Annotated in this window: 24 protein-coding genes and 1 pseudogene; 8 read left to right on the top strand and 17 right to left on the bottom strand. The window is 66.3% G+C overall.

Annotated elements, in window-relative coordinates; all coding sequences use genetic code 11:
* Nucleotides 1-7 precede the first annotated feature (7 nt).
* From ACYSM9_RS11195 to ACYSM9_RS11185, 3 genes are all read right to left on the bottom strand, one after another.
* Entirely contained in the window at nt 8-1,099 is a 1,092-nt protein-coding gene (locus tag ACYSM9_RS11195; protein ID WP_461857030.1) for a hypothetical protein, read from the bottom strand.
* A gap of 103 nt (nt 1,100-1,202) precedes the next feature.
* Complete coding sequence (locus ACYSM9_RS11190; protein WP_461857029.1) at nt 1,203-2,198, bottom strand: glycosyltransferase family 2 protein; 996 nt, start codon at nt 2,196-2,198, stop codon at nt 1,203-1,205.
* A gap of 1 nt (nt 2,199) precedes the next feature.
* The gene (locus ACYSM9_RS11185) at nt 2,200-2,925 is read right to left on the bottom strand and encodes a glycosyltransferase family 2 protein (RefSeq protein ID WP_461857028.1); all 726 of its coding nucleotides are present in this window, start codon (nt 2,923-2,925) and stop codon (nt 2,200-2,202) included.
* Nucleotides 2,926-2,944: 19 nt separating this feature from the next.
* On the opposite strand from ACYSM9_RS11185, the gene ACYSM9_RS11180 reads away from it, so the two are divergent.
* Both ACYSM9_RS11180 and ACYSM9_RS11175 read left to right on the top strand, forming a co-directional pair.
* Nucleotides 2,945-3,130 carry a hypothetical protein gene (locus ACYSM9_RS11180; RefSeq protein WP_461857027.1) on the top strand — a complete coding sequence of 62 codons (186 nt, stop codon included), beginning with the start codon at nt 2,945-2,947 and terminating at the stop codon, nt 3,128-3,130.
* 271 nt (nt 3,131-3,401) lie between these two features.
* Nucleotides 3,402-3,596: a DUF2071 domain-containing protein gene (locus tag ACYSM9_RS11175; RefSeq protein WP_461857026.1), complete on the top strand. Its 195-nt coding sequence runs from the start codon at nt 3,402-3,404 to the stop codon at nt 3,594-3,596.
* On the opposite strand, the gene ACYSM9_RS11170 is transcribed toward ACYSM9_RS11175, so the two are convergent.
* Together ACYSM9_RS11170 and ACYSM9_RS11165 are read right to left on the bottom strand one after the other, a co-directional pair.
* Nucleotides 3,565-3,885 (bottom strand): hypothetical protein, encoded by a 321-nt coding sequence (locus tag ACYSM9_RS11170; RefSeq protein WP_461857025.1) that lies wholly within the window; start codon nt 3,883-3,885, stop codon nt 3,565-3,567. The two genes, ACYSM9_RS11175 and ACYSM9_RS11170, sit on opposite strands and share 32 nt — an antisense overlap.
* 49 nt (nt 3,886-3,934) lie before the next feature.
* On the bottom strand, nt 3,935-6,358 hold the full coding sequence (locus ACYSM9_RS11165) for a Tex family protein (protein ID WP_461857024.1): 2,424 nt from the start codon (nt 6,356-6,358) through the stop codon (nt 3,935-3,937).
* A 152-nt stretch (nt 6,359-6,510) separates the two neighbouring features.
* On the opposite strand from ACYSM9_RS11165, the gene ACYSM9_RS11160 reads away from it, so the two are divergent.
* The gene (locus tag ACYSM9_RS11160) at nt 6,511-6,807 is read left to right on the top strand and encodes a hypothetical protein (protein ID WP_461857023.1); all 297 of its coding nucleotides are present in this window, start codon (nt 6,511-6,513) and stop codon (nt 6,805-6,807) included.
* Between the two features lie 235 nt (nt 6,808-7,042).
* On the opposite strand, the gene ACYSM9_RS11155 is transcribed toward ACYSM9_RS11160, so the two are convergent.
* From ACYSM9_RS11155 to ACYSM9_RS11140, 4 genes are all read right to left on the bottom strand, one after another.
* The gene (locus tag ACYSM9_RS11155; RefSeq protein ID WP_461857022.1) at nt 7,043-8,113 is read right to left on the bottom strand and encodes an alkene reductase; all 1,071 of its coding nucleotides are present in this window, start codon (nt 8,111-8,113) and stop codon (nt 7,043-7,045) included.
* A gap of 95 nt (nt 8,114-8,208) precedes the next feature.
* Complete coding sequence (locus ACYSM9_RS11150; RefSeq protein WP_461857021.1) at nt 8,209-8,973, bottom strand: hypothetical protein; 765 nt, start codon at nt 8,971-8,973, stop codon at nt 8,209-8,211.
* Nucleotides 8,974-9,137: 164 nt separating this feature from the next.
* The gene (locus tag ACYSM9_RS11145; RefSeq protein ID WP_461857020.1) at nt 9,138-9,797 is read right to left on the bottom strand and encodes a DUF6318 family protein; all 660 of its coding nucleotides are present in this window, start codon (nt 9,795-9,797) and stop codon (nt 9,138-9,140) included.
* Between the two features lie 161 nt (nt 9,798-9,958).
* Nucleotides 9,959-11,686: a purine-cytosine permease family protein gene (locus ACYSM9_RS11140; RefSeq protein ID WP_461857019.1), complete on the bottom strand. Its 1,728-nt coding sequence runs from the start codon at nt 11,684-11,686 to the stop codon at nt 9,959-9,961.
* Between the two features lie 221 nt (nt 11,687-11,907).
* Here ACYSM9_RS11140 and bsaP point away from each other — a divergent pair.
* The 3 genes and pseudogenes from bsaP (at nt 11,908) to ACYSM9_RS11125 (ending at nt 13,434) form a co-directional block, all read left to right on the top strand.
* Nucleotides 11,908-12,492 (top strand): annotated as a pseudogene (gene bsaP, locus ACYSM9_RS11135) (biotin synthase auxiliary protein BsaP).
* A gap of 32 nt (nt 12,493-12,524) precedes the next feature.
* Nucleotides 12,525-12,959 (top strand): pyridoxamine 5'-phosphate oxidase family protein, encoded by a 435-nt coding sequence (locus ACYSM9_RS11130; RefSeq protein WP_461857018.1) that lies wholly within the window; start codon nt 12,525-12,527, stop codon nt 12,957-12,959.
* A 19-nt stretch (nt 12,960-12,978) separates the two neighbouring features.
* Nucleotides 12,979-13,434 carry a very short patch repair endonuclease gene (locus tag ACYSM9_RS11125; RefSeq protein WP_461857017.1) on the top strand — a complete coding sequence of 152 codons (456 nt, stop codon included), beginning with the start codon at nt 12,979-12,981 and terminating at the stop codon, nt 13,432-13,434.
* A gap of 7 nt (nt 13,435-13,441) precedes the next feature.
* Here ACYSM9_RS11125 and ACYSM9_RS11120 read toward each other — a convergent pair whose 3' ends face one another.
* Nucleotides 13,442-14,668 (bottom strand): glycoside hydrolase family 26 protein, encoded by a 1,227-nt coding sequence (locus tag ACYSM9_RS11120; RefSeq protein WP_461857016.1) that lies wholly within the window; start codon nt 14,666-14,668, stop codon nt 13,442-13,444.
* A gap of 223 nt (nt 14,669-14,891) precedes the next feature.
* Here ACYSM9_RS11120 and ACYSM9_RS11115 point away from each other — a divergent pair, with 223 nt between their 5' ends.
* On the top strand, nt 14,892-15,302 hold the full coding sequence (locus ACYSM9_RS11115) for an Hpt domain-containing protein (protein ID WP_461857015.1): 411 nt from the start codon (nt 14,892-14,894) through the stop codon (nt 15,300-15,302).
* On the opposite strand, the gene ACYSM9_RS11110 is transcribed toward ACYSM9_RS11115, so the two are convergent.
* Complete coding sequence (locus tag ACYSM9_RS11110) at nt 15,275-16,039, bottom strand: response regulator transcription factor (protein ID WP_461857014.1); 765 nt, start codon at nt 16,037-16,039, stop codon at nt 15,275-15,277. The genes ACYSM9_RS11115 and ACYSM9_RS11110 overlap by 28 nt on opposite strands.
* A gap of 94 nt (nt 16,040-16,133) precedes the next feature.
* Between ACYSM9_RS11110 and ACYSM9_RS11105 the strand changes: the two genes are divergently transcribed.
* Nucleotides 16,134-17,798 (top strand): sensor histidine kinase, encoded by a 1,665-nt coding sequence (locus ACYSM9_RS11105; RefSeq protein ID WP_461857013.1) that lies wholly within the window; start codon nt 16,134-16,136, stop codon nt 17,796-17,798.
* On the opposite strand, the gene ACYSM9_RS11100 is transcribed toward ACYSM9_RS11105, so the two are convergent.
* From ACYSM9_RS11100 to ACYSM9_RS11075, 6 genes are all read right to left on the bottom strand, one after another.
* Entirely contained in the window at nt 17,767-19,029 is a 1,263-nt protein-coding gene (locus ACYSM9_RS11100; protein ID WP_461857012.1) for a 5-methylcytosine restriction system specificity protein McrC, read from the bottom strand. The genes ACYSM9_RS11105 and ACYSM9_RS11100 overlap by 32 nt on opposite strands.
* On the bottom strand, nt 19,016-21,247 hold the full coding sequence (locus ACYSM9_RS11095) for an McrB family protein (RefSeq protein ID WP_461857011.1): 2,232 nt from the start codon (nt 21,245-21,247) through the stop codon (nt 19,016-19,018). Before ACYSM9_RS11095 ends, ACYSM9_RS11100 begins: the two co-directional genes overlap by 14 nt.
* Nucleotides 21,248-21,320: 73 nt before the next feature.
* Nucleotides 21,321-21,575: a hypothetical protein gene (locus ACYSM9_RS11090; RefSeq protein WP_461857010.1), complete on the bottom strand. Its 255-nt coding sequence runs from the start codon at nt 21,573-21,575 to the stop codon at nt 21,321-21,323.
* 81 nt (nt 21,576-21,656) lie between these two features.
* Nucleotides 21,657-22,073: an acyl-CoA thioesterase gene (locus ACYSM9_RS11085; protein ID WP_461857106.1), complete on the bottom strand. Its 417-nt coding sequence runs from the start codon at nt 22,071-22,073 to the stop codon at nt 21,657-21,659.
* A gap of 38 nt (nt 22,074-22,111) precedes the next feature.
* Entirely contained in the window at nt 22,112-24,142 is a 2,031-nt protein-coding gene (locus ACYSM9_RS11080) for an ABC transporter ATP-binding protein (RefSeq protein ID WP_461857009.1), read from the bottom strand.
* The gene (locus ACYSM9_RS11075; protein ID WP_461857008.1) at nt 24,139-25,872 is read right to left on the bottom strand and encodes an ABC transporter ATP-binding protein; all 1,734 of its coding nucleotides are present in this window, start codon (nt 25,870-25,872) and stop codon (nt 24,139-24,141) included. The genes ACYSM9_RS11080 and ACYSM9_RS11075 overlap by 4 nt, the downstream gene beginning before the upstream one ends.
* Nucleotides 25,873-25,937 lie beyond the last annotated feature (65 nt).

Here is a 25,937-nt window from a genome sequence, read left to right as displayed (position 1 = left end):
CCACCCCTCAGGCCTGCTCGTCCACGACCGACGGCAGGAGCTGCTCGAGGTACCGGACGATGTCGTCCGACGCTTCGTCCGCGGTGTAGGCGGAGGGCACCTGGAGCAGGTGGCAGGGCCGCCCGTCGAGGGCCTTGCTCAGCACGATCCCCTTGGCCGTGAAGTGCTCGCGCCACGGGACCACGGACGTAGCAGCCAGGCCCGTGACGACCCGCTGCGAGAAGCCTGCCATTTCGATGTGGAAGTTGCCGAGCATGCGGTCCACCATCCACTCGCTCGTCCGCTCGACCAGCCGGGACCGGGTGCCTTCGAACCGCTCGACATAGATGGCCGCGGCGAGCGGGGCCGACGTGGTGACGTCCCGCCCCGGGAATGCGGTTGCGGGAGTGACCATCCGGTGTTCAGGGGACCACCGCCGCGAGAAGTCCGCGAGGCGCGGATAACGGATGACGTACGGGTGGACCAGGGTGGTGAGCCGGCTGACGCTGGTGGAGAGCTGCGACGGGACAAGGGGCTTGCGGACCCCCTCGAACAGGTGCGGGTAGATGGCCCGGTGGTGGGGCTTGATGAACATCGGCTTCGCGTAGCCGAGCAGGGTGGCGTCCTCGGCGAGGAAGGCCCAGTCGTCGCCCATGAAGGACCACCCGTCCCGCCGCATCAGTTTCGCGACGGTGCTCGTCTTGCCGGTCCCACCGGCGGCGGGAAGCGCGATCGCGTGGCCCCGGTACGCCATCGTCGCCGCGTGGATCATCCCGGCGCCCTTGCCGACCATGGCGGCATCGAGGACAGGGACCACCGACGTCAACAGCTCGCCGGGACCGTGGATACGCCATTGGTCTGCGTCCCGCACGATCTGGACCCGGTCGGCCTGGAACCGCACACTGTTCGCCGTGTAGGCGAGTTCGTGCTCCACCAGGCCCGCGTCCGGCATCGGTTCCGGCCGGTCGTCGACGAGGATGTCGGCCGGCCGTTCCGTGTCGGTGGAAAAGCATGCCAGCATGCTCTGGAGTTGGGCCGCTGCTGGCGCCTTGGCGTCAACGCGGATCGTGACGCGGCCGTGGATGTCGAAGTGCGGTGCCTTTGTCTGCCGGGTGCGCATGATCGTCCCCTGTCTGGGTGGTGTTGGTCGGATGGTCTGCTGCTGTGGGCGGTCCTGACGGGTCAGCCGGGCGGTCACGGCGGGGGGTGCCTGGCGGGCCGGTTCACTTAACCTCCCGCCACGGGCTAACCCCGGCCAGCACGGGCTGGTTCAGGGGGCGGCCGGGAACGTGCGCCAGCTGCCGTCCCCGGAGGTAGCCCGCCGACGTGCAGGCCACAACTGCCACCAACGCGGCTGCGCGGCTCAACCCGGCGGCATCTCCGCGGCTCCAGTCACCGATGCCCCTGATGAAGGCCCGGGTGAGGACGTTGCGGACGTACCGCCTCTCCGGGCCCAGGGCCCGTTTGTGCCCCACGATATGGCTCACCTGGGCCTTTGAAATCCCCTCCGACCAGGATCTGGCCAGCATGTAGCGGACCGTGCCCCTGCGGGCGGGCACATGGTGGCGGACCAGCGCTGCGGGCTCGTAGACGATGCGGCCGCCCGGTGAGCCCATCTTCGACCGGATGCAGATCTCCGTCTCCTCGCAGCCCAGGGGGATGGCGCCCCGGCGTCCCAGCGCGAGGTTGAAACCGCCTGCCTGCCGCACGACGTCCAGCCGGAACGACATGTTGGCGCCGATGACGTTCCTGACCTCGGATGCCACCCGTGGCAGGCCCCGGTGGCTGCAGCCAACAATCCAGTCGAGCTCTTCGCCGAAGAAGCCGGGGCGTCCCGCCTCCCATACCGGTTCCACCCGGCCGCCCACGGCGAGCACTTCCGGGTCGTCATAAAGGGCCAGGATGCGTTCAAGCCAGTCGGGCGCCGCCTCGGCGTCGTCATCCAGGAAGGCGACGACGTCGGAGTCGGCCAGGCCCACGCCGGTGTTGCGTGCCCCGGAGAGGCCGCGCGGACCGGTGTTCCTCACGATGGTGACGTCGTCCACGGTCTCGGTCAAAAGGTCGAAAAGTTCCTCGTTGTGGTCGATGACCACCAGGACTTCCTTGGGCATGCAGGTCTGGGCGCGGAGGGACTCAAGGACGTCCAGCAGCCAGCCCCAGCGCTCGGAGGTATAGGCGCACACGATCACCGTGACACTCGGTGTGGGAATGTGGTCCATGTCAGGAACCGCTGATCACGGACAGGACGCTTGTCGGATCGGTCGGCGTGCGCGGGAAGCTCACCCTGGCGTAGGCGTACTTCACGCGCCGCAGCGCCTCGGGACGCGCCCCGGCCGTGGGAGCCTCCCACAGGAAAAACTCGTGGGCCATCGTCCCCAGCACCCGCCAACCGTCGCGGAATGTCTGCAGGTTCGAGGCGCCGGAGATGCGGTCCAGTTCCAAGCTTGGGACTTCGGCGATCCGCAGGCCGGCCTTGGCTGCCCGGACGATCAATTCCGTCTCGATCTCGAATCCGTCGGATTCCAGTTGCAGGACTTCGAGGCATTCACGCCGGAAGGCGATGTAGCCGTAGCAGAGGTCGGAGTAGTTGCTGTGGAGGACTGCGTTCGCCAGTCCGGTGAGTGCACGGTTTCCCGTCCGCCGCAGCCACGTCAGGTCCTCCGACCCTCCGCCCGTGACGTACCGGGAACCTTTGACGAAGTCGTAATCATGCTGGAGCGGGGAAACGAACCAGCCGATTTCCTGGGGATCCATGCTGCCGTCGGCGTCCAGCATCACGATGATGTCGCCGCTTGCGGCAGCAAATCCTGACCGCAGCGCCACACCTTTGCCTTTGCGCTGCTCGTCCACCACGAGAATGTCTTTTCGAATGGCCCTGGCCACCCCGACCGTATTGTCCGTCGACCGGCCGTCAACGATCAGGACCTCATCCACGTATAACGGCATGCGGCGAAGGACCCACGGTATGTTCTGGGCTTCGTTCAAAGTTGGAATTACTACGCTGATGGACGCTCTTTGCGGCACTACTGCCGGTTTGGAAATCGAGATTGGGGGCTGGGTGGAAATCGACAAAAGCCTCACCACTTCATGGCGCAATAACGACGTTTGCCATTGGGCGGCCCGCAACGTTGAGGACACCCTTCGGCTCTGACCGGACCAAGTCTTTCCGCGGTCCCGGCATTTATCAGCCGGCGCCTCAAGAGGGATTCGAACCCCCGACCAGTGGTTTCAATAGATGTCTGTCCGTGGCACGAGCATACGAGCGGCCAAGCGCCAGAAGCACCAGTACTGGGTACTCTGTTTTGATAACTCCTCATACGTAGGGATTGCCGGTGCTCGATCGGCGTCCAGAGTTAGGTACGTTGGGGGAATCATGCCGCTGGTGCCTTAGGTGGACAGGGGGCAAATGAATCAACACCCGGATGCCGCTTCCCGCTGGCCCGACCCGCCCGAATTTCCGCCCCCCACCATGGGCCGTCGACCCCTTATCGGTTTTCCTCACGGCGCGGTTCGGCATGCACGGGACCTTCCGGGGCCGCAGCATTTACCTCCCCAACACCCACAAGCCGTGGCCGCTGCGCGAGCCTAGGCGTCCTGCCAGCCGCTGCCTTCGCTGAAGGTGGCAACAAGTGTTCCCACGCCCGCTTGCAGTGAGTTGGAGGGGTCGAAATACAGGGATGCTTCTGACGCCCGGCTGTGGGTGATCAGTTGCTCTGCCTCAAGCTTCGCTTCCGGTACCGTGGCGCCGAGAATGCCGGTGCGGGCGGGCAGTTCGGGAGTATGGACCACCTCGGCGCCCGTCTGGCTCAGCGGCACGGTGGTGCCTGGATTGATCTCGTCATGGGGGAAATCGAACCCGGAATCTCCGGATGCGGCAGGAACGGTGTACTCCAGGAAATAGGTCATATCCCCACCTTTGCAGACATGCCGACGCTGCCAAAAGCCCCCGGAGCGCTTACCTGCCCAGTCCCGCCTTCCGCAGCGCCTCGGCCATCGCCGTGTTCACGGCCTTCGGTGCGGGAGCCTGCTTCCCGGCACCGCCGCCGCCCGGGGAGCCGGGGTTGCGGGGGTTTCCTGTTCCGCGTTCACCCGTTCCCGGCTTTCCGCGCTTTCCGCCGTCGGGGCTGCCCGCGCCCCGCCGCCCGGAACCTTGCCCGCCGCTGGAGGGTTCGTCGTCGAGCCTGAGCGTGAGGGAAATCCGTTTCCGCTCCGGGTCCGCCTCCAGCACTTTCACGCGGACCACTTGCCCGGACTTCACCACCTCGCGGGGGTCCGAGACGAAGCGGTTGGCCAGGGCTGAGACGTGGACCAGGCCGTCCTGGTGGACTCCCACGTCCACGAACGCGCCGAAGGCGGCCACGTTGGTGACCGTCCCTTCCAGGACCATGCCCGGTTTGAGGTCGGAAATCTTTTCGATTCCCTCGGAGAACGTGGCTGCCGCGAACGCCGGGCGCGGGTCCCGGCCTGGTTTGTCCAGTTCGGCCAGGATGTCCCGGACGGTGGGCAGGCCGAAGGTGTCATCCACGAAGTCCCGCGGGTCCAGGGACGTGGCCGGCGACGAACCGGCGGCCGCCCGGATCTTCCGGGCCACGGCGTAGGCTTCGGGGTGGACGCTCGAGGCGTCCAGGGGCTCCGCTCCCCCGGTGATCCGCAGGAACCCAGCGCATTGCTCGAAGGCCTTCGCGCCGAGCCGCGGGACCTTCTTCAGATCCGTGCGCCGGGCGAAGGGGCCATGCTCGTTCCGGTACGCCACGATGTTTTCGCTCAGCAGGGGTCCGACGCCGGCCACCCGGCTTAGCAGCGCGGGCGAGGCGGTGTTGACGTCGACCCCCACGGCGTTCACGCAGTCCTCTACCACCGCGTCCAGGCTGCGGTCCAGTTTCGAGGCCGTGACGTCGTGCTGGTACTGGCCGACGCCGATGGACTTAGGATCGATCTTGACGAGCTCGGCCAAGGGGTCCTGCAGGCGCCGGGCGATCGAGACGGCGCCCCGGAGGGAAACGTCCATGCCGGGCAGCTCGGCGGCGGCGAGCGCGGAGGCGGAATAGACCGACGCCCCGGCTTCGGACACCACGAGTTTTTGCGGCTTGCGGTCCACTTCCGGCAGGAGCTTGATCAGTTCGGCGGCCAGCTTGTCCGTCTCGCGGGAGGCGGTGCCGTTGCCGATGGCCACGAGTTCAACGTCGTGCTGCCGCGCCAGCCGGACCAGGGTGGCCAGCGCTTCGTCCCACTTCCGTGCAGGGGCGTGGGGGTACACGGTGTCGGTGGCCACCACCTTGCCGGTGCCGTCCACGACGGCGACTTTCACCCCGGTCCTCAGTCCCGGGTCCAGGCCCAGGGTGGGGCGGTTGCCCGCGGGCGCGGCCAGCAGCACGTCGCGGAGGTTGGCGGCGAACACGCGCACGGCTTCATCCTCCGCGGCGGCGAACATCCTGGCGCGGAGATCGGAGGTCAGCCGGGCCAGCACCCGGGATTTCCACGCGGTCTGGGCGGTCTGCATCAGCCAGCTGTCGGCGGGCCGGCCGCGGTCGGCGACCCCGAGGAACCTGGCCACCGCGGATTCGTAGCGGGCCCGGGCGGCGGCCAGGCCGGCGTCGTCCGCGGGATCCGCTTCGGCGAGGTCGAGCTCAAGGACGCCGTCCTTCTCGCCGCGGAGCAGGGCGAGCACCCGGTGGGACGGCATCCCGGCCGGTGCCTGCGCGAACTCGAAGTAGTCGGAGAATTTCTGGCCTTCGGCTTCCTTGCCTTTCCTGACGCGGGACACCATGCGGCCCTGGGTCCACAGCCGGTCCCGCAGGGTGGCGGCGAGGTCCGGATCCTGGGCGACGCGTTCCACCAGGATGGCGCGGGCGCCGGCCAGGGCGGCGGCTGCGTCGTCCACGCCCTGTTCGCTGCTGAGGTACTTGCCCGCTTCACGGTCCGGGTCGAGGTCCGGCCGCTTGAGGAGGTCGTCCGCCAGCGGTTCGAGACCCGCTTCGCGGGCTATCTGGGCTTTGGTGCGGCGCTTGGATTTGAACGGAAGGTAGATGTCCTCGAGCCGGGACTTGGTGTCCGCGGCCAGGATGGCGGTGCGCAGTTCCGGTGTCAGCTGGCCTTGGGCCTCTATCGCCTCAAGGACTGCACGACGCCGGTCGGCGAGTTCGCGGAGGTAGCGGAGCCGTTCGTCGAGCTCGCGGAGCTGGGTGTCGTCGAGGGTGCCCGTGGCTTCCTTGCGGTAGCGGGCGATGAACGGGACGGTGGACCCGCCGTCGAGCAAAGCGACGGCCGCCTTCACCTGCCAGGCCTTGACGCCAAGTTCGGCAGCGATCTGGGCGAAGATGGCGTCCTCCGGGGCCTGGGCGGCAGCGGGGGCGGGGGAAGGAGCTGGCTGTTGGGTCACCAGAACATCTTGCCCTACCTGGCTCCGGCGCTCCACAGGCCGGGACCGCGGCGCAGCGGCATCGAGGATGTGCCGGGTATTCCGCTGGGGCCTGCAAAGTGCTGTAGTGGACATGCCGTCGCTGGCACCAATTTCTCGAGGAAGAGGCCACCATGCGGGAACTGCTTATCGTGTTTCAGGAGGGGTTCGAGGAGGCCAACATCACCGTGACGGTGAACGGCAAGGAGGCGCGGCGGGACCTGGGCGTCTCCACGAATCCCATCCTCGGCATCGCCAATGAGGTTTCGGTGGAGCTGCCCGCGAAGGGGGCGCAGGTGGGGGTTGAGGTGACCAACCGGGGCCTCAAAGCCATCACCAAAGTCAGTGGGCGGCCCAAAAGCGTGCTGGTGTGGATCGAGGACGGGCGGCTGGTGATGAAGGAAGGAACCGGCCGGGAGGCTGTGCTGTAGCGTCGTTTTCGGGGGCCGGAAACACGCTCTGGTAAGAGTCCATTCGTTGGAGTATCATCTGATCACCGCCGGCTTCCAGTGGGGTCCGGCGGGCCAATCCCACCAGTTTTCAGTCCGGGGTCGTCGGATGGCCCCGGGCGCCGGCTGCCAGGACCAGCACCCCGGACAGCCCGCGACGGCGACACCCAAAGCGGGGTGCCGCCGTCGTCGTTTTGTGCCGCGGTGTTGTGGCGCCTTAGCCCTGGTACGCGGGGTAGTCCGTGTATCCGGTGGCACCCTCTGCGTAGAAGGTGGACGGGTCGGGCTCGTTGAGCGGAAGGCTTTCCTTCCAGCGCCGCGCGAGGTCCGGGTTGGCGATCGCAGGCCGGCCCACCACCACGGCGTCCGCGTGGCCGTCGGCCACGAGGTTCACGGCTTCTTCCCGGGTGGTGACCACGCCGAAGCCGGTGTTCACGAGGAAGGTTCCGCCGAAGCGGGCGCGCAGGTCCTGGACCAGTTCGCCGGTGGGCTCGTGGTGCAGGATGCTCAGGTAGGCCAGGTTCAGCGGGGCGATGCTGTCCACGAGGACTTCGTACGTGGCGCGGACATCGGCTGCGTCGGTTTCGGCGATGCCCTGGACGTTGTGTTCCGGTGAGATGCGCAGGCCCACGCGGTTGGCGCCGAGTGCTGCCACCACTGCGTTGATGGTTTCGATGACGAAGCGCGCGCGGTTCTCCGGTGATCCACCGTAGGAGTCGGTGCGGACATTCGAGTTGGGCGCCAGGAATTCGTGCAGGAGATAGCCGTTGGCGGAGTGCAGCTCCACGCCGTCGAAGCCCGCCTCGATGGCATTCAGGGAGGAGTTGACGATTTCCTGGATGACCATGGGCAGTTCGTCGGTGGTGAGGGCGTGCGGCACCGGGTAGGGCTTCTTGCCGGCAGGGGTGCGGACTTCGCCGTCGATGGCGACGGCGCTGGGTGCCACGATCGGCAGGCCACCGGTGATGTCCGGGTGGGAGACGCGGCCGCCGTGCATGATCTGGGCGAACATCCTGCCGCCTTCGGCGTGGACGGCGTCGGTGACCTTCTTCCAGCCGGCCACCTGCGCTTCGGTGACGATCCCGGGCTGGCCGGGGTAGGCCTGGCCGGCCGGGGTGGGGTAGGTGCCTTCGCTGACGATGAGTCCGAGGCTGGCACGCTGGCGGTAGTGCTCGACGACGAGGGGGCCCGGGACGCCTTCCCCACCGGCGCGGAGGCGGGTCAGGGGTGCCATCACCAGGCGGTTGGGAAGTTCAAGTTCGCCGAGGGTGAGCGGGGAAAACAGCATGCGCGGTTCCTTTCGAAGGCTGAAGACGTACTGTCCATGCCAACTGTGGGGCGCGTGCAACTATTCCGGGTGTTAGGCGAATCACAACTGTCGGGTCATTGCCCTGTCGGAGCGCCGGGGCAGCCCTGGCCTTGCGGGTTGGCGTTGCAGTCGTCGGCGTAGTTGCGGGTCAGCGAACGCCACACGCTGACGGTCTGCGGCGGGGCGCTGAACTGGCCCTGGCCAGGTATCGGCAGCGGCGGCCCGGAGTTCACCGAGTAGGTTCCCGTGAACGACGTCGTCAGGACCACCTGGAAATCGCCGGTGGCCGGGTACGCGTGGCTGGTCCTGGTCTTCTCGCCCCACCGGTCCTGCGGCAGCGGGCCGCCCATGGACGGCTGGGGTCCGAAGACGGTGCCGTCGCCGTAGTTCCAGGTGTACTGGACCGGTGTGGCCACCACGTGCACCTGCTGGCCGAACATGGTGATGTCGAACTGCTGTTCTCCGGCGTCCGCGTAGAAGTTGGTTTCGGCGCCGCGGAGGGTGTTCGGGCTCGGCTGGGCCACGACCGTTCCGGCGTTGACCGGGAGGTTCTGGAACTGCCGCTGGATGTCGGCGGCGATGCGGGGTAGGAGGTCCTCGGGCTTCGGGTCGTACAGGCAGGTCGGTCCTGAGTGATGGGCCCACACCGCCCCGGCTACGCCTCTTGGCCGTGACAGCCACATGACCGGGATGCCCTTGGCGCCGTCCGCACGGTCCTTGCATTCGAGCTGGCGGGCGAGGCAAGGGGTGTCGAAATCACCCCCGCCAAGATGGCACTGGAGCTCGTACTTGTACTCATTGGGGTCGGTTGGGACTGTGCCGGGTGCAGGCGGAGACATGTGACCGGTGGCCGGATCCCTCGTCCACGTGTCCAGGTCAATTCCCACTTCACCGAAATCAGCTTCAAGTCCATCGTCTGCGACTGAAGGAACTGTTGGCACCCCGCTGAGAACCAAGGACAAGAAAAGCAGAGTGAAAGCGCTTTGCCACCTTGAACGAGGCATCAGCGTATCGGGTGCAGGTCATTGACGCGCCAAGCGCCATTCACGAAGTCCGCCAGTAAGACGTTGCCTGTGTTTGAACCATTACTTGCGGCTCTGAACTCCTTACCGCCGGGCTCGTAGTAGCTAACTGGAGTCTGCAGAACCTGCAAAACGACCTGAAAGTTGCCGTCATCGGATCTCTCAAATGACGTGGTGCTGGCCGGCGTAGTGATTTTTCCACCGGCCAGCCAGCGACCCCCCTGGTAGTTAGTGGTCAAGGAAGTCGCTAGCTTAGAGCAGTACTCACAGTTAGGGGAAGTTACAGCCTGCAGGCCCGCAACGTCGCCCGTTTGGTACGCATAGTTCAGCAGCTCAAACCAATACCGCGTAAACGCTTCGAGCCCCTCCTTCGTCTCCGCCTTCGCCGCCTCGGGCAGCACGGGGACGGGAACGTTTTGGGCGGGGCCGGTCGCGTCGGCCGGTTTGTAGACAGCGCTAGGCGTGGGCGTTGGAGTGGCCGAGGCGCTGGGCGTTGCGGCCTCCGATGCTGCCGGAGAAGTGGCGCCGGGATCTGCCGGTGCTCCCCCGGCACAGCCTGCCAGCACCAGCGCGCCCACGGCGAGCAAAGCCCCAACGCCGGAACGCACAGCAGGTGACGCAAAGAGGTTCTGTGATGTCATGGGCCGCTATTCCCCCAGTAGTTTCAAGACGGCTTGCTCCGAACAGTGCCTTAAGGGTAGCCCACATCACACTTTGCCGATCAAACTTATCCACAGGCAAAAGGAAAGCCGGCGCACTATCGATGCGCCGGCTTTCCTTCCCCCAAAACTTCCCGCCCGGGCTACTTCTGCGCCGGCAGCACCAGCTCCCCTGTCTTGTCCGTGGACAAGGCGAGCGAAGAAACGTACTGCGGGCCGCCGTCGGGCCCGTCCTGGGCCGAGCGCACCATGTCCGGCCGCTCGAACTCGATCCCCGTCACGTGGCACAGGAGCTTGGCGTCGCTGGGGTTCCCCTCGGCATCGAACATGGGCAGGCCGATCCCGTCATCGGTGCGGCGGAGGTAGTACTTCCCGCGGGTCAGGACCGCCAGAACCGGCGGCAGCACCAGCGCCAGGCCCACCGCGAAAATCGGCGAGTACGGCTGGATCCCGGAACCAAAGGCGCCGAAGAACACCGCGATGGAAATTCCCGCCGAAGCCAGCATGGACACGAAGCCCACGGGATTCACGGCATAGAGCATGCCGCGGCGGAACTCCGGGACTTTCGGGGAGATCTTGAGCAGGTACTTGTTGATGGCGATGTCGGCCGCCACCGTGACCACCCAGGCCATGGCGCAGTTGGCGTAGAAGCCGAGGATGGTGTTGAGGAAGTCGAACATGTTGGCTTCCATCAGGACCAGCGCGATAACCAGGTTCACCACCACGAACACCATCCGGCCCGGGTACGTCTTGGTGATGCGTGTGAAGGAGTTGGTCCAGGCCAGCGAGCCGGAGTACGCGTTGGTGACGTTGATCTTGATCTGCGAAATGACCACCAGCACCACCGCCAGCGTCATGGCCAGCCAGGCCGGCATCATCTCCTGGTAGACGCCCAGGAACTGGTGCACCGGCTCGTTCGCGGTGGCAGACGCGGCCGGATCCAAGGTGGCGATCAGGTAGATGGCGATAAACATGCCAACAATCTGCTTGATGGCACCGAAGATCACCCAGCCCGGGCCCGCGAGGATCACGGCCCGCCACCAGGCGCCCCGGTTAGCGTCGGTGCGGGGCGGCATGAACCGCAGGTAGTCGATCTGCTCGGCGATCTGCGCCATCAAGGACAGGCACACCCCGGCCGCGAGCATCACGGACGCAAGGTTGGGCCCGCCGTCGCCGGTTGCTCCCGTGTAGGCGAAGAAGCTGTCGATGCTCTCCGGGTGGGAGACCAGCAGGTAGCCCACCGGCACCACCATGAGGAGCAGCCAGAGCGGGGTGGTCCACACCTGCAGCTTGGCCAGCGTGTTCATCCCGTAAATCACCAGCGGAATGATGATCACGGTAGATGCGGCGTACCCCAGCCATTGCGGAATGCCCAGCCCCAACTCCAGCCCCTGGGCCATGATGGAGCCCTCGAGCGCGAAGAAGATGAACGTGAACGTGGCGAAGATGACGTTGGTGACCACGGACCCGTAATAGCCGAAGCCGGAGCCGCGGGTGATCAGGTCCAGGTCGATGTTGTAGCGGGCCGCGTAGTACGCCAGCGGAAAGCCGGTGGCGAAGATGACGACGGCGGCCACCAGGATGCCGAGGACCGCGTTGACGGTGCCGTACGAGATGCCGATGTTCGCGCCGATCGAGAAGTCCGCCAGGTAGGCGATCCCGCCCAACGCGCTGGTGGCCACCACCCCGGCGCTCCACTTGCGGTAGGAGCGCGGGGCGAACCGCAGCGTATAGTCCTCCAGGCTTTCCTTGGTGGCGTTGAGGGCAGCGGCGTTGCCCGCGGCTGTGGTGGCCGGAGAACCCCCGACGACGGCGGCAGCGGGCGGCGCCGCGGGCTCCAGTAATTGCGTCGACTGTGTGTCGTTGTCCATAGGGTGCGTCGCTTTCGTTGACAGGCTTTTCGTTGTCTGCCAGCGACGCTATCCAGCGGGAAAGACAGCCCGGTCACAGCATCATTTCCGGAGTGTTAAGTCTTGACGGGTTCTGTCAACAAATGCTGTGGGCCCTCGGTTGTGGGCACTCCACAAGACCTGCCGGCCACCACAGAACTAGCGTCGGGAAGAGAATTTCCTTCCGAGCAAAAGGACCATCGATGACGCAGTACGGAATCCTGGAAACGGCCCGCCAACAGGTCCTGCAACAGGGCATCGGCCTCTCCGAGGCACAGCTGGTGGAGGTCCTTCGCCTCCCGGACGAGGCGCTCCCGGACGCCCTGGAACTGGCCCACCAGGTGCGCCTGCGCCACTGCGGGGGAGGAAGTGGAAGTGGAGGGCATCATCTCCATCAAGACCGGCGGCTGCCCCGAGGACTGCCACTTCTGCAGCGCGGCCCCGACATCAGGCTGATGAACCGGATCAAGTTCGCGATCGACCGGATCCGGGAAGAAGTGGACATCAACATCACCTGTTCGCTGGGCATGCTCACCCAGCGGCAGGTGGACCAGCTGGCGGAGTGGGGCGTCCACCGCTACGACCACAATCTGGAAACGGCGCGCAGCTATGTCCCGCAGGTGGTCACCACCCACAGCTACGAAGAACGCCTGGAAGCCTGCGCGATGGTCAAGGGCTTCTGCACTTCCTGCGGGCGCCGGCAGAAGGTCCAGGTGTCCCCGCAAGGGTGGTGGGCCAGGTGCTCCCGGCACGGCGTGACGGCGTCCATGCAGGACAAAGGGCCCTAGCGCATTTCTACCGAAGGTAGAACAATGGCTCCATGATGTTTGAACACGCGGACGGCAATCCCGTCCTGGAACTCGATGATGAGCAGTCGTGGCGCCTCCTGGCAGCTACCAAGCATGGCCGGCTGGTGGTCTCGGTGGCTGGAGAACCGGACATCTTCCCCGTCAACTACGTGACGTCCAACCGCAAGGTCTACCTGCGCACGGCACCGGGCAACAAACTGGCCCAGCTGACCATCAACGCCCACGTGCTTTTCGAAACCGACGGCATCCTGTCCGAGGAGGCGTGGTCCGTCGTCCTCCGCGGGAGCGCGCGGGTCCTCAGCACCTCGGACGAACTGGCGGCCGTTGAAGCGCTCGGCCTGAAGACCTGGGTCCCCACCCTCAAGGACTTCTACGTGGAGATCGAGCCCAAGTCCGTCAGCGGGCGGCACTTCGTGTTCGGCGAACAGCCGGAACGGGAGATCTAGCCGCTCCTAGACTGGAGGGGTGGCGGAGAACACCAGCGCGGACAGGCTCACCCCGGAGCAGCGAAGCTGGAACATGTCCCGGATCCGCGGGAAGAACACCAAGCCGGAACTTGTGGTGCGCCGGCTCCTGCACGCCAAGGGCTACCGCTACCGGCTGCACGGCACCAGCGGCGGCATGCGGCTGCCCGGCAACCCTGACCTCGTCTTCGCCGGCCGCCATAAGGTCATCTTCGTCAACGGCTGCTTCTGGCACTTCCACGACTGCAGGGTAGGCCAGCACGCGCCCAAAGCGAACGCCGAGTTCTGGGCCGCCAAGCGTGCCCGCACCCGGGAGCGCGACGCCAGCCAGCGGCGGCAGCTGGAAGCAGCCGGCTGGGAGGTCCTGACGGTCTGGGAATGCGAACTGAAGGACAGCTCCGCCCTGGAAGCGCAGCTGGTGTGCTTCCTGGAAGCCGGCGCGGTTCCGGAGTCCTGAGGCAGCCCTAGCTTCTCCGGGCCAGCAGGGCGGCTTTGAAGGCCGTCGCCGACGAGTCACTGCTGTTGATGCGCCAGTCCACTTCCTTCTGCAGATGGAACCAGACAAAGCCCATGACATCGGACTGGGCCGCCAGGTAGGACACCAGGTCCGTGTTCCACGTGGCTTTGGATCCGCCCAGCTCGCTGGACGCCACCTCGGCGATCAGGATGGGCTTACCCGGCGCCAGGCCGCGGAGCTGCGAAATGCCGGGAGCGAAGAGGTCCACCGGGGAAACCCAACTGCTCCAGGTTTGCGATGTGCCCCAGTTGTAGCCGTCCAGGGCGACGATGTCTGCGTAACCTGGGCCGGGGAACAGGCCGGCCAGGTCCGTCGATCCCCAGTACGGAACGTTGGGCGACCACACCCACTGGACGTTGCCGGCACCCGTGGCGGCGACGACGTCGTGCACATGCCGCCACGCGGCGGCGTAGTCTCCTGCCTGGTTGCCGTTCACGCCTTCGGCCCAGGGGTACCAGTTGCCGTTCATTTCATGCGCAAAGCGCAGCATGACCGGTTTGCCCCAGGCGGCGAAGGAACTACCCCACTGGGTGATGAGTCCGTCATAGTCACCAGCGGTGATCCGGTCCAGGGCGTAGCCAGGCTGGTCCACGCCGCCACCCCATGCCCACGGCTCCCAGGTCACCAGGGGTGTGGCGCCGCGGGCGCGGACGGCGTCCATCTCGCTGATCGGCGGTGCCTGCAGGAAGTCCTTGTAGATCATGACCATGGACGGGCTCTCCCCCGCCAGGGCGGCCACTTCGTCCAGCTCGGCACCGGCCAGCGGGCCACCCATGGTGGCCACCCCGAAGCGCAGGGCGGCCGTGCTGATTGCCGGTGGCTGCGGTGCCGGGGCAGCCTGGACCACGAAGACGGCCGAGGCCTTGATGGAGGAGGTCTTGGCAGTAATGGTGAGGTTGCCGCTGGACGTGGCCGGGATGGTGATCCCGGTGCTGAATCCGCCCGTGGCTGTGGTTTGGAACTGGAACGTAGTGGAACCCACAATCACCGTTCCGGTGGTGGATGCCTTGAACCCGGTGCCGGCAACAGTCACCGCCGAACCAGCCGGTCCCGACGCCGGATTCAACGTGATCTGGGCTGGTGAAGCCGCCGCAGCGGCCGGCTGGACCACCGACAGGGCAAGTCCGGCGGCCACCACAAAAGCAAGAAGCAAGGTCTTCAGCGTACGAATCACGGCAATCCATCCCCAGATGTGGAAGCGGCTGGGCCGCTGGCGTGGCAGAACCAAAAAGCACTGGCTTGATGATATGGCCCAAAAACCGCAATCTCATCAAGAAACCCACAATTCTTCTTCCGGCCCCGGTCGCGGTGGGGGAACAGCCCTAACCTGAACAAGAACAAATACCCCGCCTTTTCCCCTGTTACCGAGCTGAAAACCCCCAGCAGAAAGGAGTGTCATGAGCACCCCGGATGATGCGCCCAGGCCGCTGGTGGACCAGTCCGTTTTGGACCGGCTGCGTGAGGAACTCGATGAGGAAGAGGGGTACAGCAGGGTCTTCGTCGGGAACTTCATCGACTTCCTGCCGCAGCGGCTTGACCGGCTTCGGCTGGCGCTCACCACGGGAGACCTGGAGGGCTCCATGGACGCCGTCCTGAGCCTGAAAACGTCAAGCCAGATGGTCGGAGCGGAACGCCTTGCGGGCCTGGCCATGGACCTGGAGGCCGAGATCCGGGCCGAGGCCCGGCATGCCGACATGGCTGTTGCGTTGCCCAGGCTGGCCGCGGCATTCCTGCGGCCCATCACCCTCTGCAGCAGGCAAACCACCCACCGGTTGCAGGCTCAGTGCTGTCCCGGCGCCAAGCGGTAACCCACGCCACGCACGGTCTGCAGCCACCGGGGCTGCTGCGGCGAGTCGCCCAGTTTCTTCCGCAGGTTTCCCATGTGCACCTCGACGGACCGCTCGTCGGCCTCGCTGATGTAGCTGCCGACGTCGTAATCCTCATCGCGGAGCCGGCGCACCAGGTCCGATTTGGTCCGCACGGTGCGGCCCGCCTCAAGGAGCGCGTACAGGAGCTCGAACTCCGTGCGCGTCAGGTTCATTTCCTTGCCGTCCACGGCGACCGTGCGGGACGCGTAGCTCAGCTCCAGCCCGTTGTGGCTGAAGTTGCCCCGTTCCGGATGCGCGGAGCCGTCTGATGAGGGATCCACCGCAACGTCGCCGGGATCGGCGGCTGAACGCGGACGCCGCATCATGGCCGCGACCCGGGCGCGGAGCTCCCGCGGACGGAACGGCTTGGTGAGGTAGTCGTCCGCACCGGACTCGAGCCCGATGAGGGTGTCCAGTTCCTCGGTGCGCGCCGTCAGCATCACAATGTAGGCGTCCGAAAATTCGCGGATCTGGCGGGAAACCTCGAAGCCGTCGATGTCCGGCAACCCAAGGTCCAGGGTGATCACATCCGGATTCAGGGTTTTCGCCAGGAGGACGCCCTCGGCCCCGCCGCTCGCGACGGTCACCTCGAACCCGGCCTGGGTCAGCACCGTGCGAACCAGTTCCCGAATGTCGTGGTCATCCTCGATGACCAGACCGACACGTGCCTCACTCATAGAGCCCCCTCAGCAGCCGACGTCAGAAGTATAACTGGCTGCGGATATCCTGCTGGTATGGTCTTGCGCACCCCGACGTCCACGCGTCCCCGCGATGAGTAACCCGGTAGCCTGGTCCTCCGGGAGGCTGCGGTTCTTCAAACGCCCCTTCCACGAGTACCGGCTGACGGACCGGGTGGCGATGAGCCAGATGCCCCTGTTCGTGACCACCCTCCTGACGGCGTTCCTGATGTGGGCGTTCTTCACGGAAACCATGGACAATCCGCTGTTCGTGGCCTTCCTGGTCTCCCAGCTGGTCCTGATGGGTCTGTGCTACCTGATCCCGTGGGACCGGCTGCCGTACACGAGCTTCCTGGCCATCCCCATCCTGGACTTCGTCTCCATCGCGTTGGGCCGGGAAGGCGGCCAGGAGAGCCTCACCGGCATCAGCTTGCTGGCAGTATTTCCGGTCATCTGGCTGTGCGCGTCAGGCTTTTATCCCAGGACTGCCCTCTGGTTTTCCTTCCTGGCGCCACTGGCCATCATCTGGGTGCCCCTGTTGCTCAAGGGCCACTACACGCCGCAGGATTTCGCCCGGTCCCTGCTCCTGCCGGTGATGATGCTGGGCATCGGGGTGTCGGTGAGCGTCCTGACCCTGAGCATGATGCGGCAGCAGAGACAACTGGAGGAGAAAGACGACCAGCTGCGGGCCAACCTGGGCACCAGCAAACGCCAGGAGGAACTGCTCAACACGGTGCTGGAGACCGTGCACCTGGGCGTGCTCGCCGTGGACGCCGACGGGCACGACATCCTCATGAACCGGAAGCAGCGGGCCAACCATGAACTGGCCCGGCCCAAGGACATCGCGGATCCCAACGAATCCCAGCTGCTCGTGTTCGGCCCTGACCGGACCACGCCCATTCCCGTCCAGGAGCGCCCGGTCCGCCGCGCCGTCCTGGGCGAGACCTTCACCGACTACCTGGTGTGGCTCGGCGAAGGGAAGGAACAGCGGGCCCTTGTGACGACGGCCCGCGCCATGAAGGACGGCGACGGCAACTTCGCCGGGTCGGTGATCGTCTTCAGCGACGTGACCGACCTCGTGAACGCCCTGGCCGCCAAGGACGATTTCGTCTCCAGTGTTTCGCACGAGTTCCGGACGCCGCTGACTTCCATCCTGGGCTACGTGGAGATCCTCCTCGGGGACGGACCGGACGAACCGCAGCGCGACATGCTGGAGATCATCCGCAGGAATTCGGAGCGGCTGCTCACCCTCGTCTCGGACCTGCTGTCCAGCCGCAACGGCCAGCTGATCGTCACGCCGTACACCGTGGACGTTGCCGACCTGGTGCGTGCAAGTGTCTCCTCCGCGATTCCCCGGGCCGCGGCGGCCGGCGTGGAGCTGGACGCCAGGACGCCCGAGCGGCTCGAAGCCAACGTGGACAGCGCCCGGATCTCCCAGGTCCTGGACAACCTGGTGTCCAACGCCATCAAGTACTCGCCGGATGGCGGCAGGGTTGTGGTTTCCCTGGCCCGTGAGGACGGATACCTGGCCTGCCGGGTCAGCGACACCGGCATGGGCATGACCCCGGAGGACGCTTCCGAGGTTTTCGCCAAATTCTTCCGCACCAGCAGCGTGCGGCGCACGGCCATCCCCGGCGTGGGCCTCGGCCTGCCGATCAGCAAAGCCATCGTCGAGGCCCACGGCGGCACGATCGATGTGGAGAGCGTGCTCGGCGAAGGGACGACGTTTACGTTCCGGGTGCCGCTGCAGCTGTCCTGACCACTTCACCCCACGACTGGTGCGCCAGGTCCTTGACGGACTCCAGGATCTCCGACGGCGGCCGGCTGAGATCCAGCGGAAATTCCACGATGTCGATGTCTGTGTTGAGGATGCGGCGGAGTTTCGTCTCGCCCTTTCCCGCGTACACCAGCCAAGCCGTGGGAACGGCGAGCGCCGTGCAGTGGGCGAGCATCTGGTAGTGGTCGGCGGTCAGGGATGCGCCGGCGTCCGAGGCGGCACGGTATTTGGCGTTGTAGGCCACCACCGGCCGCCCTCCGAGCATATGGACGGCGTCCGGCCGGACCGACAGGCGGTCGGAGTCGCGGACCGCCTCGCTGAGGAGGGCGTTGTAGCGCAGGCGCAGCTCCCCCGGGTACGCGGCCATTGCCGTGCGCAGGGCAGTGCCCACGAAGTCCTCGAACACCTGTGCCATGTCCACCACGAAGGACGCGGTCTGCTGCCTGCCCTCGCCCGGTTCGGCGGAGGCGTTGCGCAGGATGAGCTCGGCAAGCCTCAGCACCGAGTGGTAGCGCAGGTTCATCCGCGTGGCCTTCCACGCCGGAAGCGGGGCGCCGGCGGGAAGGCGCGTGACGCCGTCGAGCTTTCCCTTCAGCTGGCGCAGCCGGCCCAGCACGTCGGCGCGTACGCCCGGCACCTGGGACATGCGCTCCAGCGCGGCGCGCAGGATCCGGTTCTCGGCGATGTCCTCGGTGAACTCGTCGTAGGACACCTCCAGGGGGACCAGCATGCCGGGGCGGCGGGAGATCTGGTCCGAAATCCGGATGCGGCCCTTGACGGTGCGCAGCGACTCGTCCACGGTCAGGTACCCCTGCAGCACGCCGCGGGCCAGGGCCCGCTCGGCCAGCTGCGCCAAGGATTCGGCCAGGGCACTCCACAGCTCCCGGTCCTCGTCCGCCGCCACGGTGTCCGGCCGGAACCCCTGCTCCCCCGCGTAGCTGAGCAGGAACAGCAGCCGGCTCAGGCCAAGCCGGTCCTTGGGCCGCACATCCAGCTGCACGGTGGAGGTGCGCACCGACCCCACTTTCCCGGTGGGTTCGATCCGGTACAGGCCCATCCCCATGGGCGATGCCTTGGCCAGGCCGCTGGAATTCAGGAAGGCGGCACTCGGCGCGTCCAGCCGCTCCACCAGCCCGCTGGACAGCTCATCCAGGACCAGGTGCCGCGCCGGGCCGCCTGACGTGCCGGCGCCACGGGGATCAGCGGGGCGCAAGGCGTCCCAGCAGCTGGTCCAGCCCGAAACGCTCCTCCAGCTGCGCCCGGGTGAGCTGGCCGTGGTAGTGCTCCTCCAGCAGCGGCATCAGCTCGTACTTCCAGATCCGGCGCAGCCCGGCCGGTGTCTGGGCGGCCCGCTTCATGAAGTAGGACGGTCCGATCATCAGGTCGCGATCCCACTCGTCGATGGCCCCATTGAGCGCGTCCAGCAGCAGTGCCGGAGTGGGGTCGAGCTGCCGGGCCTGCAGGAAGCGGTGCAGCGACCCCTTGACGGGTTCGGTCTGCGGGTGCAGTTCGATGAACGAGAACCGGCGGCGGATGGCGGCGTCCATCATGGCGATGGACCGGTCCGCGGTGTTCATGGTGCCGATGATGTACAGGTTGTCCGGCAGCGTGAAGGGCTCGTTGGGGCTGTACTGCAGGTAGATCCGGTCGTCCCGGTATTCCAGCAGGAAGTACAGTTCGCCGAAGACCTTGGCCAGGTTGGCCCGGTTCATCTCGTCGATGATGAGGAAGTACGGCTTCTTCTCGTTCCCGGGTTTGGCGGCCTCCTCGGCCAGGCGGCGCAGCGGCCCGGCCACGAGTTTGAAGGACACCTGGCCTTCGTCGGTCTTGTCCGGCCGGTAGCCTTCGAAGAAGTCCTCGTACGCGTACGACGGGTGGAACTGGACCAGCTTGACCCGTTCATCCGTGCTGTCGTCGGCGAGCTCGGCGGCGAGGTGCTTGGCCAGGTACGTCTTTCCGGTGCCGGGCGGACCGTAGAGGACAAGCTGCCGGTTCTCCTCCAGCAGGTCTGCGATCTCCTGCAGGGGTTCGAGCTCCATGTGCAGGGAGGCGGCGAATTCGTGCGTCAGCGGCCGGAAACCTTCCTGGACGGGAAGGACGACGGCGGGGCCTTCCGTCTCGGCGTCGGGCTCGGTTTCCGCCTCGGCGGGCAGCAGGGCCTGCAGCGCCTGCACCACCCGTGTCAGGTCCACCACGATGCCGGGCGTGGCGAGCTGGCGCTGGACGTGCCGCGGCAGGCTGGTGGTGGTGTGGCCGTCGTCGAACCAGCGCACCTTGCGCCGCAGCCGGCGGTTGTCTTCGTTGTACTCCGGCTCCCCCAGGACGCCGCCCAGGCGGACGGTGCCGGAGTGCTGGTAGAGCACCAGGTCCCCTGGCTTCATGACGGTCAGGAAGGCGAAGACCGCGGTCTTGGTGTCCTCGCGTTCCACGTAGCCCAGGTGTTTGTAGTCCTCGTCCACGGCGTGCTGGACCAGGCCGGCCGTCACGCCGGGGTCAAGGTGCCGGAGGTGTTCGACGTCGAGGGTCACCTTCTCCTCGCCGTGCCAGGCGGTGAGCAGGTCGGCGTGGTCGCTGTGGGTCCGGAGCAGCCAGGCGCGCCGCCCGGGGTCGCCCACCTTGCGCCACTGGCTGACGAGCTGGCGGGAGTACCAGTCGATGCGCTGGCCCGCCTGCTCGTCCAGGTGCAGCCGGATGCGGTGGATGTCCGCGGTGATGTCCTCTTCGCTGTCACCGTTCGCCCCGCCCACCAGGGAGGCAAAGGCGTCCCTGATTTCCTGCCGTTCCACGTCCGCGACCACCGGCTCGAAGTAGCTGGGCCAGGCCAGGAATTCGATGCTGCGGCGGATGGCCGGCTGGTCGTCCGGGGTGGAGGCGGCGAGGTGGTGGAACTGCAGCGGATCCTTGATGGCCGCCTGGACCACCTGCGCCGGCCGCTGGGCGACGTTCCGGACGAACCGGCAGAGCCATTTGAGGTGGTCCCAGATGGTCCAGTTGAATTCCGCGGTCCGGTCCCGGATGACGCCGTGGTCCGTCATGCCCGCGTACAGCTCCCCGGGCAGCTCCAGCGGCGGTTCCAGCCAGCCCGCGGCTTCGGCCACGCGGGCGCGCTTGACCTTGAGGGACTTCACTTCGTGGGCAAGCGGAAGGGATTGCAGGAAGAGCAGTTCCACGGCGAGCTGCTTGGCCCCGCGGGAAGCCCCCTCCAGGTTGTCCCGGAGGTTGGTCATCATCGGGGCCTTGGGATCCGGGGTGCCCCGCTCCAGCCGGTCGAGCAGCTCTGTGGCGGCAGGAACGGACCAGGTCCGGGTCCGGCCGTCCAGCGGCGACGCCTTGCCCTGGAGGCCGGGGCCCAGCACGAACCAAGCCGCGTCCTCGATCTCTTTGGAGATGCCCGGGGCGCGGGTCATGGCAAGAGTGGCAATGGGGGTCATGCCCTCAAATTTACAGGGTCAAGCTGGGCGCCCGCTTAAAGCCCCCGGGAACGCCCTGCCGCCGGCCGGAGTATCAGGCGGCCGGGACGCGCTTGCGGCCGAAGATGAAGTACCCCATGGGCCCTACGAAATTGACGAAGGAGGCTGCCCGCCACGCGGCCTTCGGCCCGTTGATCAACTCCGCGGGACGCCGGGAGATGTCCCGTTGCGCCGCCGCCAGGAGGGACATTTGGATGATGCCCACCACGATCGTGCCCACCTTGGACGGGGTGGACATCTCCTTCCAGGTCTTCTTCTTCCTGCCGACCCGGGTCTTGTTCCTGGCCATCTGCGCTTCCTTTCGCTGTGGGTGGTTTCTTTGATGGTGGTCCATCCAGTCCAGTGTGTCCGGCCGGTCCTGCCCAGAGTCTTAGTGCCTGTAAGGGGCCATCCGGTCCTTCTGTTCCTGGGTCAGCCGCTGCACCCGGCCGCTGGACTCGTCGACAAAAGCCAGGTGGCTGCTCGCCTTCACGCAGTCCTCGCGCGTGACCGGATCCTGCAGCAGGTAGTGGATGTCGAAGCTGGCACCCTTGACCGCACCGATCCACACCTGCACGACGGCGGGAACGTTGCGGTACTCCAGGGTCCTGACATAGCGGATCTTGTGGTCCACCACCAGGGCCAGGGTCCCCTCGGGGACATCGTTGAAAAGGGACACCCTGGGCTCGGTTCCAGGAAGGCCCGCCCCGCGCGGCGGCCCGAAGGCGGCGATCCGCGCTTCCTCGAGCATCCTGACGATCTGGACGTTGTTGATGTGGCCGTAGGCGTCCATGTCGCCCCAGCGCATCGGCACCAGGACCTCGATCCGGTGGCCGCCGTGCGCGCTCAGCTGCGCACCGCCGTCGAATCATCCACCGCTGCGTCGCCGGCGTCCGCCCCGGCAAACTGGGACATGTACAGGCGGTGGTAGGCGCCCCCGGCAGCGAGCAGCACCTGGTGGCTGCCCTGTTCGACAATCCGTCCGTTTTCCATAACCAGGATCGTATCGGCATCGCGGATGGTCGAAAGCCGGTGGGCGATCACGAAGCTCGTGCGGTCGGTGCGCAGCGCCGCCATGGCCTTCTGCACCAGCAGTTCGGTGCGGGTGTCCACGGAACTCGTGGCCTCGTCAAGGATCAGCAGCGAGGGGTTCGCCACGAAGGCCCGGGCGATGGTGATCAGCTGTTTCTCGCCGGCGCTGACGTTGTTGCCTTCCTCGTCGATGACGGTGTCATAGCCTTCCGGCAGCGCCCGGACAAAGCGGTCCACGAACGTGGCCTTCGCCGCGGCCATGACCTGCTCCCGGGTGGCGTCCAGGTTGCCGTACTGGATGTTGTCGTAGATGGACCCGCCAAACAGCCACGCATCCTGCAGCACCATGCCCACCTTGGACCGCAGCTCTGAACGGCTCAGGTGGGTGATGTCGACACCGTCCAGCCTGATGGACCCCGAATCCAGCTCGTAGAAGCGCATGACCAGGTTCACCAGCGTGGTCTTCCCGGCGCCGGTCGGCCCCACGATCGCCACGGTGTTTCCGGGCTCGGCGGTGAAGGACAGGTTTTCGATCAGTGGCTTGTCCGCCGTGTAGCTGAAGGTGACGTTGGTGAAGTCCACATGCCCGTCGGTCTTTGCCGGCAGGTGTTCGGTGGCCGTCTCGTGGTCCTGCTCGTCCGCGTCCATGAACTCGAAAACGCGCTCGGAGGATGCCACGCCCGACTGAAGCATGTTGGCCATTCCTGCCATCTGTCCCAGTGGCTGGGTGAACTCGCGGGAGTACTGGATGAACGCCGTCGCATCGCCCAGGGACATGGCGCCGGAGGCCACCCGCAGGCCGCCCACCACCGCGATGCCCACGTAGCTGAGGTAGGAGACGAACTGCATGACGGGGAAGATGATGCCGGAGACGAACTGGGCTCCGAAACTTGCCCGGTACAGGGCTTCGTTGCGTTCCTCGAACCTCGCCAGCATGTCCGCATCCCGGCCGAAGACACGGACGAGGTCGTGCCCGGAGAAGGACTCCTCGATCTGCCCGTTCAGGCTGCCGGTGTTCTTCCACTGCGCGGCGAAAAGCTTCTGGCTGCGCACCCCGATAAGGCCGGCGGCAACCCCGGATAGCGGGAGGGCGACGAGCGCGATCAGGGCAAGCTGCCAGGAGACGATGAACATCATGATGACGATGCCCGCCACGGTCAGCACGGAGTTGACCAGCTGCGCGAAGGCCTGCTGGAGCGCCTGCTGGATGTTGTCGACGTCGTTGGTCACCCGTGACAGGACGTCACCGCGCTGGCGGGTGTCGAAGTAGTTCAGCGGCAGCCGGTTCAGCTTGCTTTCGGTGTCGTCGCGGAGCCGCCGGATGACCTTCATGACGATGCGGTTCAGCACGTACCCCTGCAGCCACATGAAGATGTTGGCTACGAAGTACATGAGCAGGACCACGGCGATGAGCAGGGTGAGCTTGTCGAAGTCGATGCCGGCGCCGGGAACCAGGTCCATCCGCGAGAGCATGTCCGCGAGATTGTCCTGGCCCTGCTGGCGGAGGCCTGCGACGAACTGGTCCTTGCTGGCGTCGGCGGGCAGCTGCCGGCCCACGACCCCGGCGAAGATGACATCCATGGCCTGGCCCAGGATCTTCGGGGCGATGACGTTCAGCACCACGGAGATGACCACCAGCCCCACCACGAGGGTGATGCCCGGCGCTTCCGGTTTGAGCAGGCCCATCAGCCGCTTGGCTGACGGCCAGAAGTGTTCGGCCTTCTTGGCGGGCATGGCACCGAACGCGCCGCCATCGGCTTCGGTGGGCTGGAACTCCTCCTCGACAAAGTCGTCGTCGTGCCCGGCCTCTGCCGTGCCGGCGGGGCCGTTCCTGCGCGGGCTCATGCCACTTCCTCCACACTCAGCTGGGATTCGACGATTTCCTGGTAGGTGGGCGAGGTTTCCAGGAGCTCTTCGTGCGTGCCGCGGTCAACGATCCTGCCGTTGTCCAGGACCAGGATCTGGTCGGCGTCGGTGATGGTGGAAATGCGTTGGGCCACGATGAGGACGGTGGCGTCGGCGGTGCTGCGCTTGAGGGCGGCCCGGAGCCGGGAATCCGTGGCGACGTCCAGGGCGGAAAAGGAGTCGTCGAAGAGGTAGACGCGGGGCTTGGTGACCAGGGCGCGGGCGATGCAGAGGCGCTGCCGCTGGCCGCCGGAGACGTTGGTTCCGCCCTGGGCGATCCGGGAGTCCAGGCCGTTCTTCTTCTCGCGGACAAACGATTCGCCCTGGGCGACGTGCAGCGCGTCCCACAGTTCCTGGTCGGTGGCGTCGGTCTTGCCGAACCTCAGGTTGTGGGCGATGGTGCCGGAGAAGAGGTAGGGACGCTGCGGCACCAGTGCCACGCGCTTGGTGATCTCGGCGCGGTCCAGCCTGTGGACCGGCACTCCGTCCAGGAGCACCTCCCCTTCGGCTGCATCGTAGAGCCGCGGCAGCAGGGACAACAGCGAGGTCTTGCCGGCGCCGGTGGAACCGATGATGGCGATGGTCTGGCCGGGTCGGGCCGTGAAGCTGATGTTGCTCAGTACCGGCGATTCGGCGCCCGGGTACGCGAAAGTCACGTTGCGGTACTCCACCACGCCGGCGAGCCGGGCCGGCGCCTCGGGATGCAGGGGGTCATGGATGGAGGGCTCTACGCCGAGCACCTCGCCGATGCGGTCGGCGCAGACGGAGGCGCGCGGGATCATCATGGTCATGAAGGTGCCCATCATGACGGCCATCAGGATCTGGAGCAGGTACTGCAGGAATGCGGTCAGGGACCCCACCTGCATGGCACCGGCGTCCACCCGCTGGCCGCCGAACCACAGCACCGCGGCGGTGGACAGGTGCAGGATCATGCTGATCGCCGGGAACATGAGGACGAACAGGGCGCCGATCCGGAGGGAGACGTCCGTAAGCTCCCCGTTTGCCTCCCCGAAACGGCGGGTTTCGTAGGGTTCCCGCACGAACGCGCGGACCACCCGGATCCCGATGATCTGCTCGCGCAGCACGGCGTTGATCCGGTCGATTTTCTTCTGCATGGAGCGGAACAGCGGCATCAGCCGGACCACCAGGTAGCCCACCACCACAACCAGCAGCGGCACGGACACCCACACAAGCCAGGACAGGTTGATGTCCTCCCGCAGGGCCATGATGATGCCGCCCACGCACATGATGGGTGTGGCCACCATGAAGTTCAGCCCCATCAGCAGGAGCATCTGCACTTGCTGGACATCGTTGGTGCCGCGCGTGATCAGCGTGGGGGCGCCGAACGCGTTGACGTCCCTGGCCGAAAAACTGGTGACCTTGCCGAACACGGCACGCCGGAGGTCCCGGCCCACCGCCATGGCGGTCCTGGATCCGAAGTAGACGCCGGCGATGGCAGCGGCGAGCTGCGCGAAGGCCACCAGCAGCATCAGCGCACCGGTGCGCCAGATGAAGTCCGTGTCGCCGCGGGAGACCCCTTCGTCGATGATCCTGGCGTTCAGGCTGGGGAGATACAGGGCCGCGATGGTCGACGCGAGCTGGAAAGCCACGACGGCCAGGATGTACGGCAGATACGGTCTGGAGTACCGCCGGAGGAGGGTGAGGAGCATGTGCTCAACTCTAGTAGTACTTTGTTAGGTTTTTCGGCTAAAAGCTTTTAATCGCCGGTCTGAGC

The organism is Arthrobacter sp. C152 (assembly GCF_054890965.1).
The sequence above is the reverse complement of the archived record's forward strand: the minus strand, read 5'-3'. Positions and strand labels throughout refer to the sequence as shown.

Excerpts from the sequence above, each read along its gene's own strand:
- ACYSM9_RS11090 (WP_461857010.1), bottom strand. The coding sequence starts at position 21,575 with ATGGCCAGGAACAAGACCCGGGTCGGCAGGAAGAAGAAGACCTGGAAG.
- ACYSM9_RS11105 (WP_461857013.1), top strand. The coding sequence starts at position 16,134 with ATGAGTAACCCGGTAGCCTGGTCCTCCGGGAGGCTGCGGTTCTTCAAA.
- ACYSM9_RS11115 (WP_461857015.1), top strand. The coding sequence starts at position 14,892 with ATGAGCACCCCGGATGATGCGCCCAGGCCGCTGGTGGACCAGTCCGTT.
- ACYSM9_RS11150 (WP_461857021.1), bottom strand. The coding sequence starts at position 8,973 with ATGTCTCCGCCTGCACCCGGCACAGTCCCAACCGACCCCAATGAGTAC.
- ACYSM9_RS11075 (WP_461857008.1), bottom strand. The coding sequence starts at position 25,872 with ATGCTCCTCACCCTCCTCCGGCGGTACTCCAGACCGTATCTGCCGTAC.
- ACYSM9_RS11175 (WP_461857026.1), top strand. The coding sequence starts at position 3,402 with ATGCCGCTTCCCGCTGGCCCGACCCGCCCGAATTTCCGCCCCCCACCA.
- ACYSM9_RS11155 (WP_461857022.1), bottom strand. The coding sequence starts at position 8,113 with ATGCTGTTTTCCCCGCTCACCCTCGGCGAACTTGAACTTCCCAACCGC.
- ACYSM9_RS11185 (WP_461857028.1), bottom strand. The coding sequence starts at position 2,925 with ATGCCGTTATACGTGGATGAGGTCCTGATCGTTGACGGCCGGTCGACG.
- ACYSM9_RS11190 (WP_461857029.1), bottom strand. The coding sequence starts at position 2,198 with ATGGACCACATTCCCACACCGAGTGTCACGGTGATCGTGTGCGCCTAT.
- ACYSM9_RS11095 (WP_461857011.1), bottom strand. The coding sequence starts at position 21,247 with ATGACCCCCATTGCCACTCTTGCCATGACCCGCGCCCCGGGCATCTCC.
- ACYSM9_RS11140 (WP_461857019.1), bottom strand. The coding sequence starts at position 11,686 with ATGGACAACGACACACAGTCGACGCAATTACTGGAGCCCGCGGCGCCG.
- ACYSM9_RS11195 (WP_461857030.1), bottom strand. The coding sequence starts at position 1,099 with ATGCGCACCCGGCAGACAAAGGCACCGCACTTCGACATCCACGGCCGC.
- ACYSM9_RS11180 (WP_461857027.1), top strand. The coding sequence starts at position 2,945 with ATGTTCTGGGCTTCGTTCAAAGTTGGAATTACTACGCTGATGGACGCT.
- ACYSM9_RS11130 (WP_461857018.1), top strand. The coding sequence starts at position 12,525 with ATGATGTTTGAACACGCGGACGGCAATCCCGTCCTGGAACTCGATGAT.
- ACYSM9_RS11080 (WP_461857009.1), bottom strand. The coding sequence starts at position 24,142 with ATGAGCCCGCGCAGGAACGGCCCCGCCGGCACGGCAGAGGCCGGGCAC.
- ACYSM9_RS11110 (WP_461857014.1), bottom strand. The coding sequence starts at position 16,039 with ATGAGTGAGGCACGTGTCGGTCTGGTCATCGAGGATGACCACGACATT.
- ACYSM9_RS11160 (WP_461857023.1), top strand. The coding sequence starts at position 6,511 with ATGCGGGAACTGCTTATCGTGTTTCAGGAGGGGTTCGAGGAGGCCAAC.
- ACYSM9_RS11170 (WP_461857025.1), bottom strand. The coding sequence starts at position 3,885 with ATGACCTATTTCCTGGAGTACACCGTTCCTGCCGCATCCGGAGATTCC.
- ACYSM9_RS11085 (WP_461857106.1), bottom strand. The coding sequence starts at position 22,073 with ATGCGCTGGGGCGACATGGACGCCTACGGCCACATCAACAACGTCCAG.
- ACYSM9_RS11145 (WP_461857020.1), bottom strand. The coding sequence starts at position 9,797 with ATGACATCACAGAACCTCTTTGCGTCACCTGCTGTGCGTTCCGGCGTT.